Here is a 12,567-nt window from a genome sequence, read left to right as displayed (position 1 = left end):
AAACGGTCAAATCGCAGGCAACTATGGTCATGTGCTGCACAGTCTGTGTACTAACCGACCATAGTTCCCCGTCACTTTGGCAGTTCATATCACGCAGTGCGAGGTAAATGACCGTAGTTCCTCCCATTTTGGTCGTTTATCTCACGCCGTGTTAAATAAACGACCAAAGTGCCGAAATACCGTATTACAATTGCATCACTTTGCGGCCGATTCCTTGGCCCGCACCTTCTCCGCATTGCCGTGCGGCTTCGGTTTCAACGCCTTGCGCACGCTTTGCATCATGCGCAGCATGTGGTAGAAGGCCTTCTTGATCGGAATGTCGCGCCCGGCGGCGATCTGCGTGGTCTCGGGGGCGAACTTCGTCTTGAATTCGTTGAGCGACTTGAGTGACGGGGCGAAATCGTTGCCTATGCCCATCAGATCGAGCTTCGTGCAACCCTGCTTGCCGAGCGCGCAGGCCACGAAATACAGCAGTTTGTCAGGCACATGCTCGCGGCGCACCGAAGTGAGCATGGAGGCGTAGTAATACACGCCGGTCTTGCCGTGCACGGTCACAATGGACCATGCCACGACCTTGCCGTCGATGCGGCCCGCGAACACACGGCAATGCTCAGGTCCGAGCGCCTTGATCATGTCGGTGTAGTCGCTCATCGGCGCGGGATTGAAGCCGTCGCGATGCGCGGTCTCCACCATCACCGCGTAGTAATCCGAGAAATCACGGGTCGCCAACTCGGTCTCGTCGGCGATCACGGCCGGCGATTCACGCAATGCCTTGCGCACGTCGCGGCGGCCGCGTTTCTTCATGCGCGCGAGGATCTCCTCGTCGTCGCCGGTGATGTCGAGCACGACGGTTTCGTTGTACGGCACGGTGGAGAGCACGGGGAACGTGCCCTTGCTGGTCCATGTGTCGATGCGCAGGAACGCCACGCGCTTGTCGTTGCGCTTCACATAGTCGACGAGCGCGGTGATCATCTGCTCCTCAAGCTCTTCGCTCGGCTTGCTCGCCCACACCGGTCCGTGCACGGAACGCAGGTAATGGTAGCCGTGCGTCTCCATGTCGATGAGCGAGATCACGGCGACGAGCTCGGTGTCACGGCGTATGAGCAGGCATCCCCATGGGCGGCGGCCGTTGATGTCCGCTTGGAAATCCGCCCAAACCGACGTCTGCTCGATTGGTAGTTCAATGTTGTGCTTGCTCGCTTCCTCCTCCATGGTGGCCGGAGTGACGCGTTCGATGATGATCATGTGTTCCTTTCCAAGGCGTCTGTTCCCATTGTAGGCGCGTCGCATGCGAATCAGGCGAACAGACGTCGGATAATCTGCGAGTCGCCCTCGTATGGCGTGTGGATGTTGCGGTCCTTGATCCACTGCTCGTCGCCCTTACCTATGAGCAGCAGGATGTTCAGGCCACCGTCCGCCGCACGCGCCTCGTCGACGGCATGCTTCACGGCTTCGGCACGCTCGAGGATCGTCTGCACATCGAGATCCTCGTTCGTCACGTTGTTTGCCATCTCGCTGCAGATTTGCTCGATGGGCTCGGTGTCGGTGTCCTCCGCAGTGAGAATGAGCTTCTGCACGCGGTCCTGTGCGGCTTTGACGATTCCCTCGCGACGGTCGTATGCCTTGTTGCCGGCCGAACCGGTGATCAGCGTGATATGCGGATGCTCGGCGCCGTACCGCTGCTCCACGAAATCGAGCAGCGCGTTCACCGAGGCGAAATTGTGCGCGTAGTCGACGATGGCGAGCGTGTTCGACCTGCTGTCGCGCATCTCCTCCATGCGTCCCGAGATGCGTACGTCGGCGAGTGAGGCGAGCGCACGCGGGTCGCTCACATCCATGCCGGCGTCACGCGCGATTGCCAGAGCGGCGGCCGCGTTCGCATAATTGAAGTCGCCCTCCATCGCGAGCGTGAGGCTGCCGAGACGCTCGCCGTCCACGAAGTAGTCGAATGCCGTGTGCTCCGTATTGGTCGGTGCGCAGGTGACGTCCGCAATGTCGGCCTGTGCCGGCGAATCGGCCAATGCGAACGTGGAGACGGGCACGCGGTTCAGTTCGGCATCCTCGAGCAGCAGTTGCTCGTGGTCGCTGCGCTCGCCGAGCACGAGCATGTCGGCATTGCGTATGATTTGCCGCTTGCACCACAGGTAGTCCTCGAAACTGGGGTGCTCGATGGGACTGATGTGATCGGGGGAGATGTTGAGGAACGCGGCGACGTCGAAATGGAAATCGTAGACGCGGTTGACTTTGTATGCCTGTGAGGAGACCTCCATCACCAGGTATTTCATGCCGTTGCTCACCGCCTCGCGCATCATGCGCACCGCGTCGAGCGATTCGGGCGTCGTGAGGTCGGATTCCACGTAGTGCATGCCGTCCACGCAGTTGTCCACCGACGAGAACAATGCCGTCGTGTTTCCACTCAGCGCGTTGATGATGGCGTGCGTGTAGTACGCGGTGGTGGTCTTGCCCTTGGTGCCAGTGATGCCGATCAGTGTGAGCTGACGCTCCGGGTGGTCGTAGTATGCCTGGGCGAGAATGCTGAGTGCTTTCTTGTCGTCGGAGACGATGAGCCCGGGCGCGTTCGTGTACGCCGAATAATCGTTCGTCGCCACGTACGCTGCCATGCCGAGCTTGTTCGCCTGCTCGAGGTATTTCGGATTGAAGTTCCCTTTGCACACGAGCAGAGTGCCTGGCGTCACCGTGCGCGTGTCGTAGGTGATTGCCGTGAACGGCACCTCGCTGTTCTCTACGGAGGCCGCGTTCATGGTCCACATGTGTGGGGTGATGATCTCATGCAGCAGATTCTCTGCGAAGAGCTCGCGTGCTGCGGATTGCAACGACAAAGACATGGTTCTCCTTTATTCCGCTTGAATTCTACCGTGCGCCGTGCATGTGCGCGAGCGGCGAATACCAGACGGACACTCGCAGTGTTTGCGCCCCCAGCTGGCTTTCAGATTTCCTTCACTGCGTACCGTACAATGGAAGGCGTGAGCGAAACAAGCGAGAATGAACACGAAACGATGCAGGAGAAGCGGGCGCGCTTCGAGAAGCTTGCCATGCCCGCCGTCAATGCGCTCTACCGTCAGGCGATGAAGTTCACGAACAATCCGGAGGATGCCCAGGATCTGGTGCAAGACACTTTCGAGCGCGGCTTCAAGGCCTTCGACACCTTCAAGCCGGGTTCCAATTTCGAAGCCTGGATGACGACGATCGAACGCAACGCCTTCTTCAACCAGTATGCGAAGGCGAAGCGTCGCCCGCAGCGTGCGAACGATTCCACCGGCGAATACGACGACTGGGATATCTTCGCGGCCTCCGAGCATACTTCGCAAGGTCTGCAGTCCGCCGAACAGCAGTATTTGGAGGCGTTCGCGCCGGAGGAGATCATGGCTGCGCTCGACAGGCTCCCCCCGGAGCGCCGCCAGGTGTTCATCGATGCCGCCATCGATGGCAAGTCGTACCAGCAGGTGGCCGATGAACAGGGCATCAAGATTGGCACGGTGATGAGTCGCCTCAACCGTGCACGCACGCAACTGCGCAAGGAACTCGCCGAATACGCCGCCGCCCGCGGCTACGGCAAATCCACGAAGACCTCCCGTGGCACTTCGACGGCCAAAGCGAAGCGTGGAAATAAAACGGAGGCGAATTCCGTTGAGACAAATAGCAATGAAACGCGAGATGACGCTCGCGAGAAGGAACTAGTTGGAGCTCACGGAAAGGCGAGGCAATGAGCAAGGGCATATCGCAGCCTTTGGATGAGCATGATGAGCCTGTGTCGCTGGACGATCTGCATCATTCGAATGATGCATCCGCACCGCAGGTGGAGGGGGAGTGCTTCGATCCGTCATCATGCTGCGACGCGCGTGAACAGGTGATGATCGCCGCTATGAAAGCGTATTTGAGACCCCAGCAGGCGCCGGAATGCCTGTACGAACGATTGAAGATGACGCTGGACAAATGCTGTGGCGAAGTGATCACTGAGCACACCGTGGTCACCTCGCATACGATCATCCATCACACGCGCCGTCAGGAACTGTGAGTGGCATCGCCGGTACTCGGGTTTCCCGGATACCGGCTTTTTGGTTGTGGTTGCGCATTGGTTTCATATATGCGAATAATGGGAGAGGCCCGTGGAATTCCACGGGCCTCTCCCATTTCCGTTCAAGACGGATCACAGATGCTCAGGCATTTGGCCTTTTGCCGTGATTTGCTGCCTTTTTACGGCGAGCCTTACGCTTACGTCCGCGCATACCCATAGTGGACTCCTTTTCTAAAGCCGTCATATGCCTTATGCATTGTCGCATGCCGCCCAGACGTTGCAGGGTGCATGCGCTTTGCACAGGGCACAATGGTCATAGTGTAGCCGTGTCGACGGACGGCTTGTATGTCACTGAAGCACCTGATAGCGAATCGTCGTATGCGCGGTGCCTCCCGGAGCGATCTCGATGAGGTCGATGCCTGTGCGGAACGTGTTCGCGTAGGCGGTCTGCGGTTCCACGGCGACGCCGGCCGGGTGGATCGCCTCCGGGAAGCCACTTGCGGTGCATACCTGGAACGAGGTGATGCTCTCGTCGCCGATGATTGCCACCCGTCGGCCGTCAGGCCGCGTGAATACCGCGGTCACCGTGCCATCGGCATCGTGGTCCAAGTCGGTCAGCGCGTCGTCGTACGGTTGCTGGTCGAGCAGCGTGGGTGTGCGGAAATCGAATTTCGTGCCATCCACCGCTTCGGTTCCGGTCGGGATCAGGTTCCCATTGGTGAGCACGTGGGTGTTGGCGGGAATCTCGATGCTGCAGCGCGCAGTGACGGCGTCGATGGCGTCACCGTAGGCGTCCTCGCCGTTTGAGAACCATGGGTGCACGGCCATTGCCCACGGTGCCGGACCGTCGCCGTTGTTCACCGCGTCGCAGTCGATGCGCATGCCGGAATCTGAGAGCGTGTAGGTGATGAACACCTGCAGCGAGAACGGGTATCCTTCAGTGAGCGGCACGCGCCAGCTGAGTGTGACGGAATCCTCGGCGAGTCGTTCGATCTGCCAGTAGTAGTTCATGCCGAAGCCGTGGATTGCGTTGTCGCGCTCGGGTTCGTTCACCGGAAGCTGGTAGTGCGCGCCGTCGAAATCATAGGAGCCGTGCTCGAGACGGTTCGGGAACGGCACGAGCACGCGGCCGACGCAGCAGGTGACCACATCGTCGGGACCGGTGGACACGGTCACGTCGTCGCCTTGGTATCGGAACACGCGCAATGTGGCGCCAAGCTGCGCGATCACCGCGGTGTAATCGCCGTGTGAAATGGAGAATTGCTGGCCTGTGCGAGGGGGAAGTGCGCTCATGGGACTCCAGTCGTCGTTGATCGCCTCGTTGTTGAGACGTGTGCCCATTGTAGCGCGCGTGGCCCCCTATTTATTCGGCGATTCAACCAAGTGTGGTGTTCATTCATTCGGTTATGATTGATGCGACGAAAGGCAGGCATGACGAAACGAATCATTCTGGCGAATCCGCGCGGGTTCTGCGCGGGTGTCGATCGCGCGATACAGTCCGTGCAGACCATTTTGAACACTGCCGCGCCGCGCGAAGACGGTCTGCCCCCGGTGTATGTGCGCCGGCAGATCGTGCACAACAAGCATGTCGTCGACGAACTCGCCGAGCAGGGTGCGGTGTTCGTCGACGAGCTTTCCGAGATTCCCCAGGCGGCGGCGCAGGCGGGCATACCGGTCGTGTTCTCCGCGCACGGCGTGTCGCCGCAGGTGGTGCGCGAAGCCAACGAACTCGGCATGAGCGTCGTCGATGCGAGCTGCCCGCTGGTGAGCAAAGTGCACCGCGAGGTGTTGCGTTTCGTGCGGGAAGGCTATGAGATCGTTTATATTGGCCATCGCGGTCATGACGAGGCCGTGGGCGTGATCGGAGAGTCGCCCGAGCATGTGCATCTGATCGAGCATGAGCGCGATGTGGACGATCTTGATTTCTCGCCCGACCAGAAGCTCGTGTTGCTTTCGCAGACCACGTTGAGCGTCGACGAGACCACGGGCACGATCGCCGCATTGCAGCGCAGATTCCCGTGGATCGAACTGCCGCCGAGCTCGGACATCTGCTACGCCACGTCGAACCGGCAGGCCGCGGTGAAACTGGTGGCCGAGCAGGCCGATGCCGTGGTGATCGTGGGTTCGGCGAACTCGTCGAATTCGGTGCGGCTCATGGAGGTGGCGAACGAGGCGCTTGGCGGACGTGGCACCGCCCACCGTGTCGATGACGCCGGCGAGCTCGATTCCGCATGGTTCGAGGGGGTCTCTGCGGTCGGCGTGTCGTCGGGGGCGTCGGTGCCGGACGAGCTGGTGCAAGGTGTGATCGACGCGCTGCAGCGGCTTGGCTTCACCGAGGTCGACACGGTGGAGACGATTGAGGAGAACATGCATTTCGTGCTCCCCGCGGCATTGCGTAAACGAGGCTGAACATCCGACCACGCTGGTCTGCCTTTGGCGGTGCAGGGGATGTCCGGCGACATTTCGTCACTGTCGCAAGCTCCCTCGCGTTCCTCAACGTCGCCGGCCATTCCCCCCACTGCCAGGGAACGCGGATATTAGTACGATTTCTTCTGTGTGGCGATTGGTGCGGTGGTGGCGTCGAGCACGGCGAGCAGATCGTGCGGGTTGACGCCCAGACTCAGTCCACGTTTGCCTCCGGAGACGAGTATCTCATCGAATTCGAGCGCGGATTCGTCAAGCACCGTCCTATGTTGCGTTTTCTGTCCGAGCGGGGAGATGCCTCCCACCACATAGCCGCTTTCACGCATGGCCACCTTCGGGTCTGCCATCTCCGCCTTCTTCGCGCCGACGGCATGGGCGAGCTCCTTGAGACTCATATGGCCGTTGACCGGCACGACGCCGATCACACGCTCGTCGCCGGTGTCGGCCATGAGCGTCTTGAACACCTGCCGTTCGTCGTAGCCGAGCTTGCGCGCGGCTTCGAGCCCATACCCATCAGCATCGTCGTTGCTGTGTTCGTATTCGTGCGTTGTGAACGTGACCTTGGCGTCTTCAAGCTGTTTGATGGCCGGCGTCGCAGCTGCCTTCTGCTTCTTCTTACCCATGCTATCAGTCTAGGACCACAGCTGGGCAGGGGAGGGGAGACTGGTTACGGCGCCCATTCTGCGTAATTGGGGACAGCTGCGGGCTCCATCTGTCTCTTTTTACGCAAGATTCAAGATTGAGGTATTGGGATATTGAAATATTGAATATCGCGATAATAGTGGGATCAATAGGTGGCAGTATTTGGTTCGGCATTCAAGCGGCATACGAAAGGGCCCCGCGTGGAAGCGGGGCCCTCATGCTCGTGATGCTTGTCTAGAAGCTCACTCGGAGATCTCGGCGAAGTACTCGAGCGTGCGCACCATGTTGGAGGTGAAGCCGTACTCGTTGTCGTAGAAGGCAACGGTGCGGGCCATGGTCACGCCGTCAACGGTGTTGACATCGGTCTGCGTCGGATCGAAGACGCCGCCGTGGGTGTCGCCGACGATGTCGCCGGAGACGATCTCATCGTCGTTGTAGCCGTAGTAGGCGCAATCGGCGAAGGCATCCTTGAATGCGGCGTTGATCTCGTCAACGGTGGCGTCCTTCTCGAGCACGGTGAAGAGCTCGGTGATGGAGCCGTCCGGAACCTGTACGCGCTGTGCGTGGCCCTGGAGCTTGCCGTTGACCTCCGGGACGACCTTGCCAATGGCCTTGGCGGCACCGGTCGAATGCGGGATCGTGTTGATTGCGGCGGCGCGCAGTGCACGGCCGCTCTTGTTGCCACGCGGGCCGTCCAGAATCATCTGGGTGCCGGTGTAGGCGTGGATCGTGGTCATGAAGCCGGCCTTGATGCCCCACTTGTCGTTGAGCAGCTTGACCATTGCAGCCATCGAGTTGGTGGTGCAGGAGCCAGCGGACACGATGTTGTCGTCCTTCTTCAGAATGTCGTGGTTGACACCGAAGACGACGGTCGGGGTGGTCTCGTCCTTGGCAGGAGCGGAGATGAGCACCTTCTTGGCGCCGGCGTCCAGATGGGCCTGGCTCTTCTCGGCGGAGGTGTAGAAGCCGGTGCACTCGAGCACGAACTCAACGCCATCGTTGGCAACCCACTTGAGGTCGCGGGCGTCACGCTCTGCGTAGACCGGGTATTCCTTGCCGTCGACCACAATCGCGGTGTCGGTGGACTTGACGTCGACCGGGGTGCCGTCAACGTGCTTGAACACACCGTGGGTGCTGTCGTACTTGAGCAGGTATGCCAGTGCGGCAGGCGAGGTCAGGTCGTTGATTGCGGTGACCTCGATGTCGGCGGCTTCGCCACCCTTCTCTTGCAGCTCGAAGATGCGGCGGAAGGCGAGGCGACCAATGCGACCGAAGCCGTTGATACCAATCTTTACTGTCATGTAGTTCTCCCTTGGGGATGCCGGCGGATGCATAGCATCTGCTGGCTTGGTTAACCAACATTGCCCATTCTACCGGCGTTGCTTGACTTCAAGCCCCTGCTCGCGCGCCGAAAGTCGTTGGAATTGTTGGTGAACGATTACGTCTCACATTGAGGCGCCCAATGCCCGGTTTGAACGCTCGATATGCTACGCGGAACCGAATCCGTGATGTCTGTTCGCGAGATATCGCGCTATGCGAGCGCGTCGGTGACGTGTGTGCTCGGTTCCCCGAGTGTGCCATGAGGAGTCGCACCGACGAGTTCAGGCAACGGTGCGCGATCGTCGAACACGATGATCGCAATCCCGTCGCCTACGGCAATCTGCGCGGCATCGCCGTCGATGAACTCATTGCTCAGTCCATTGACCTGCAGATTGCTCAGCGTCGCATGGTCGAGTCGGTATTTGAGACCGCGCTCGGTCACGTCGCGCACGGAGTCGGAATGCGCGAACACCGACACATACTGAGTGCCGGCGACCTCGTGCGCGGCGAAGTGCAGTGCGGCGTCCGAGATCGCCGTGACGATGTGGCCGTCGCCGTGCAGATAGGCGATGCCGCCGTGCGAGGCGACGATGGCGGTCTGCTGAATGTCAGAGATCGTGTGGTCCACGCGGCCGCCGAGACCGCCGTAGATGTGGAATTCACGCGCCCCGTGCCGCCATCCCACCTTGAGTGCGGAAAGCATGTCGGGGTCGTCCTTCTCGGGAGGGAGCCTGAGTGTGCGCATGCCGCAATCCCCGGCGGATTCCGTCGCAAGACCCTCGGTGGAATCGAAATCGCCGACGACCACGTCGACATGCACGCCGAGTTCGCGTGCATGGTCATAGCCGCCGTCCGCCGCCACGACGAACGCATGCTCTGGCAGATAATATGGGCGCGTGTAATACTCGCCGGCGCCGAAGACGACGCAGATTCGGGATGCGGTGTTCGTGGTGACCCCCTCCGCTTGGCTTGCCGGCGACTTGCGCCGCCGTGCTACGCATATGATTCCTGCACCCATGGTAATGCGGGGGAGGGCTGAACCGGGTATGGGGGTGCACGAACGCCATTGTCCGCGCACCCGAATACTCCCTCCCCATTGTAGAATGCCGCGGTTTTGCGCGCCTGTGTAAAACCGCGGCGCATGTCTGGATGAAAGCCCCTGCCGTGGTAGATTTTCAAGCGCATGCGAATCCGGTGAGTCTGCCGGCTGCGCGCGGGCGTGGCAATGGAATCGCCTTAGTCCAGGGGTGTGGTATTATCTAACAGGCTTGAGAAATCAAGAAAGTGGGAAACCCACCTGGAAACCTGTCATGGTTTCGGGTCACGGCACGGCAAGTGCGACGTCCAATCTGCATAGGCATGCGGAAACGGCGTTTTTGGAATTGCATGTCTATTGCATGTATGAGGTCTTCGAAGGCCGGTTTGCTGCTGCCATGGTGCGAGTATGACATCCAGAGGTTCCCCGGCACAATATGAGGAATGGAGTCATCATTAGCGACGAACCACGCATTAACGACGAGATTCGCGTCTCCCAGGTACGCCTTATCGGACCGAACGGCGAACAGGTGGGGGTCATCGCGACTTCCGTCGCACTGAACCTGGCAAAGGAAGCGAACCTCGATCTCGTCGAGGTGGCGCCCAATGCGAAGCCTCCGGTTGCCAAGCTGATCGATTACGGCAAGTTCAAGTACAACGAGAAGATCAAGCAGCGCGAAGCGCGACGCAACCAGAGCACCGCGGAAATCAAGGAGATTCGTTTCCGCCTCAAGATCGACGACCACGACTTCGAAGTCAAGAAGGGCCACGTTGAGCGTTTCCTCAACGCAGGCGACAAGGTCAAGGTCACCATCATGCTTCGCGGACGTGAGCAGTCCCGCCCGATCGGCGGTGTGGAGATGCTGCAGCGTCTCGCCGAGGAGGTCTCCGACCTGGGCACTGTGGAACACGCACCGAAGCAGGAGGGACGCAACATCATCATGACGTTGGCTCCGAAGGGCAAGAAGGTGCACACGCAGTCCGAGCAGCGCAGACGTGGCGCGGAATCCCGCGCGGAACGCCAGGCACGCCAGGCAGCCCGTCTCGCCGCCAAGCAGGAGGCGAAGGCCGAGGAGGCCAAGGAAGCCCAGGCCGCTATCGACAACGAGTAGCGAATAGGAATCTTCAAACACGAAGAACAACAAGGAGGGCAGCAATGCCGAAGATGAAGACAAAGACCGCAGCAGCAAAGCGCGTTCGCCTTACCGCAACCGGTAAGGTCATGCACGCTGGCAGCGGCATGCGCCACAACCTCGAGCACAAGTCCGCTCGCAAGCGCCGTGCACTCAAGCGTGACGACGTGCTGCAGACGGCACAGGCCAAGAAGATGAAGGGCCTGCTCGGCTGAGACCGGCATCGACAACAACGAATAAAGCTTTACTGGAAAGAGGAATCACATGGCACGTGTCAAGCGCGCAGTAAACGCACACAAGAAGCGTCGTACAGTTCTCGAGAGGGCCAAGGGCTACCGTGGCCAGCGTTCCCGCCTGTACCGCAAGGCCAAGGAACAGCTGCTCCACTCCTTCAACTACAACTACCGCGACCGCAAGGCTCGCAAGGGCGACTTCCGCAAGCTGTGGATCCAGCGCATCAACATCGCCGTGCGCAACGAAGGCATCACGTACAACCGCTTCATCCAGGGCCTGCGTCTGGCCGGCATCGAGCTCGATCGTCGCGCCCTCGCCGAGCTCGCCGTGAACGATCCGGACACCTTCAAGACCATTGTCGAGCAGGCCAAGACCGCTCTGCCTGAAGATGTCAACGCTCCGGTCAACGCCTGAGCTTCAGGTCGCAACGGTGACGCCATAGCGTTCTCCATGTGAAAGACCCCGTCCAATGTGGCGGGGTCTTTCGTATGCCGCAATCAGCGTCTTCTGCCGTCTCTCCAGCTATGCATAATCCCCCTGCCGCTGTGTAATCTCTCCGCCTCTGCGTAATTAGGGACATCTGATGCCCCCTATCTGTCTCTCTTTACGCAGTGGAGGGCCTGTGGCGTAGGGTGGTTCCTCTTTTTGCGTAAGCAGCTCCCCTTTGCTTTGCGTAATTTGGGACATCAAGTGCCCCTCATCTGTCTCTTTTTTCGCAGAAGGGGCGCAGGGAAAAACTAGCGCTCAATGACAATCCGAAGATGCTGATATACAGATACATTGATTAGGGAGCAGAAGGAGGCGTGGCGATGAACGGCGAGCTGCCGATGCTTGAGGCGAGGTTCCTCGCGCATATCGATGTGGAACGCGGCCTGTCTGCGGCGACGGTGCAGGCATACGAGAACGACATCGACCAGTACGTGCGTTGGCTCGGCGAACAGGGGATCGCCAAGGCTGCGTCCATCACGTCGAACGATGTGGAGGATTTCGTCGCCGCGCAGTCCAAGTCGGGAACAAGCGCGGTCTCATTGGCGCGTAGGCTTGCAAGCATCCATATGTTCCACCGGTTCATGCAATCCGAGCGTGTGGTGGCCGACGACGTCTCACAGAGCGTGCGTCCGCCGAAATCTGCGGAGACATTGCCCGAAGTGCTCACCGTGGACGAGGTGCAGCGTCTGCTCGATGCGGCGCGGCATGACGACGCCAGCGAGGCGGTGTCGATGCGTGATTCGGCGTTGCTCGAGCTGATGTATGCCACGGGCTGCCGGGTGAGCGAGGCGGTGGGACTCGACTTCACCGACGTCGACATGGATGCTCAGGTGGTGCGACTCACCGGCAAAGGCGCCAAGCAGCGGCTCGTGCCCTTTGGCACGTATGCGGCGAATGCATTGCGCGCGTATGTGGAGCATGCCAGACCGGAACTCGAGAACAAGGCGAAAGGCGAGCGCGAGCGCAGCGCGATCTTCCTGAACAAACGCGGCAAGCGGCTCACCCGGCAGTCGGTGTGGGAGATCATCAAGCATGCCGGTGCGTTGGCACATGTGAGCAAACCCCTGCATCCGCACACGCTGAGGCATTCCTTCGCCACGCATATGCTGCAGGGAGGCGCCGATGTGCGCACCGTGCAGGAGCTGCTTGGGCACGCCTCGGTGAAGACGACGCAGATATACACGCACGTCAGCCAGGACACGCTGATCGAGACGTACATCACCTCACATCCCCGTGCGAAGTAACCGCTGCGCG

The 12,567-nt window shown here is 60.2% G+C and carries 14 protein-coding genes; 7 read left to right on the top strand and 7 right to left on the bottom strand.

The genetic code is table 11. From position 1 onward, the window contains the following. Positions 1-195: 195 nt before the first annotated feature. On the bottom strand, positions 196-1,245 hold the full coding sequence (locus BANAN_RS05800; protein WP_014697983.1) for a lipid II:glycine glycyltransferase FemX: 1,050 nt from the start codon (positions 1,243-1,245) through the stop codon (positions 196-198). A gap of 50 nt (positions 1,246-1,295) precedes the next feature. After that, positions 1,296-2,846 (bottom strand): UDP-N-acetylmuramoyl-L-alanyl-D-glutamate--2,6-diaminopimelate ligase, encoded by a 1,551-nt coding sequence (locus BANAN_RS05795; RefSeq protein ID WP_014697982.1) that lies wholly within the window; start codon positions 2,844-2,846, stop codon positions 1,296-1,298. Between the two features lie 171 nt (positions 2,847-3,017). Here BANAN_RS05795 and BANAN_RS05790 point away from each other — a divergent pair, with 171 nt between their 5' ends. Next, entirely contained in the window at positions 3,018-3,728 is a 711-nt protein-coding gene (locus BANAN_RS05790) for a sigma-70 family RNA polymerase sigma factor (RefSeq protein WP_202395980.1), read from the top strand. Continuing rightward, entirely contained in the window at positions 3,725-4,036 is a 312-nt protein-coding gene (locus tag BANAN_RS05785) for a hypothetical protein (protein ID WP_014697981.1), read from the top strand. Before BANAN_RS05790 ends, BANAN_RS05785 begins: the two co-directional genes overlap by 4 nt. Positions 4,037-4,178: 142 nt before the next feature. Here BANAN_RS05785 and BANAN_RS08785 read toward each other — a convergent pair whose 3' ends face one another. Together BANAN_RS08785 and BANAN_RS05780 are read right to left on the bottom strand one after the other, a co-directional pair. Next, the gene (locus tag BANAN_RS08785; protein WP_369803150.1) at positions 4,179-4,253 is read right to left on the bottom strand and encodes a 50S ribosomal protein bL37; all 75 of its coding nucleotides are present in this window, start codon (positions 4,251-4,253) and stop codon (positions 4,179-4,181) included. A 131-nt stretch (positions 4,254-4,384) separates the two neighbouring features. Then, positions 4,385-5,377 carry an aldose 1-epimerase family protein gene (locus tag BANAN_RS05780; protein ID WP_014697980.1) on the bottom strand — a complete coding sequence of 331 codons (993 nt, stop codon included), beginning with the start codon at positions 5,375-5,377 and terminating at the stop codon, positions 4,385-4,387. Between the two features lie 90 nt (positions 5,378-5,467). Here BANAN_RS05780 and BANAN_RS05775 point away from each other — a divergent pair, with 90 nt between their 5' ends. Beyond that, positions 5,468-6,445 (top strand): 4-hydroxy-3-methylbut-2-enyl diphosphate reductase, encoded by a 978-nt coding sequence (locus BANAN_RS05775; protein ID WP_014697979.1) that lies wholly within the window; start codon positions 5,468-5,470, stop codon positions 6,443-6,445. 128 nt (positions 6,446-6,573) lie between these two features. Here BANAN_RS05775 and ybaK read toward each other — a convergent pair whose 3' ends face one another. From ybaK to BANAN_RS05760, 3 genes are all read right to left on the bottom strand, one after another. Further along, the gene (ybaK, locus tag BANAN_RS05770; RefSeq protein WP_014697978.1) at positions 6,574-7,083 is read right to left on the bottom strand and encodes a Cys-tRNA(Pro) deacylase; all 510 of its coding nucleotides are present in this window, start codon (positions 7,081-7,083) and stop codon (positions 6,574-6,576) included. 261 nt (positions 7,084-7,344) lie between these two features. Then, positions 7,345-8,403 (bottom strand): type I glyceraldehyde-3-phosphate dehydrogenase, encoded by a 1,059-nt coding sequence (gene gap / locus BANAN_RS05765; protein ID WP_004218695.1) that lies wholly within the window; start codon positions 8,401-8,403, stop codon positions 7,345-7,347. A gap of 230 nt (positions 8,404-8,633) precedes the next feature. Continuing rightward, on the bottom strand, positions 8,634-9,440 hold the full coding sequence (locus BANAN_RS05760; protein ID WP_014697977.1) for a thiamine diphosphokinase: 807 nt from the start codon (positions 9,438-9,440) through the stop codon (positions 8,634-8,636). A 454-nt stretch (positions 9,441-9,894) separates the two neighbouring features. On the opposite strand from BANAN_RS05760, the gene infC reads away from it, so the two are divergent. The 4 genes from infC (at position 9,895) to xerD (ending at position 12,557) form a co-directional block, all read left to right on the top strand. Beyond that, entirely contained in the window at positions 9,895-10,569 is a 675-nt protein-coding gene (gene infC, locus BANAN_RS05755) for a translation initiation factor IF-3 (protein WP_004218697.1), read from the top strand. A 44-nt stretch (positions 10,570-10,613) separates the two neighbouring features. Next, a complete protein-coding gene (gene rpmI / locus BANAN_RS05750; protein WP_004218698.1) occupies positions 10,614-10,805 on the top strand; it encodes a 50S ribosomal protein L35 in 192 nt (63 codons plus the stop codon). Between the two features lie 49 nt (positions 10,806-10,854). After that, on the top strand, positions 10,855-11,238 hold the full coding sequence (rplT, locus tag BANAN_RS05745; RefSeq protein ID WP_014697976.1) for a 50S ribosomal protein L20: 384 nt from the start codon (positions 10,855-10,857) through the stop codon (positions 11,236-11,238). Between the two features lie 395 nt (positions 11,239-11,633). Beyond that, entirely contained in the window at positions 11,634-12,557 is a 924-nt protein-coding gene (gene xerD, locus BANAN_RS05740; RefSeq protein ID WP_014697975.1) for a site-specific tyrosine recombinase XerD, read from the top strand. The last annotated feature ends 10 nt before the right edge of the window (positions 12,558-12,567 follow it).

It is taken from the genome of Bifidobacterium animalis subsp. animalis ATCC 25527, assembly GCF_000260715.1.
Classification (GTDB): Bacteria; Actinomycetota; Actinomycetes; order Actinomycetales; family Bifidobacteriaceae; genus Bifidobacterium; species Bifidobacterium animalis.
This window is presented reverse-complemented; position numbering and strand designations above follow the sequence as displayed.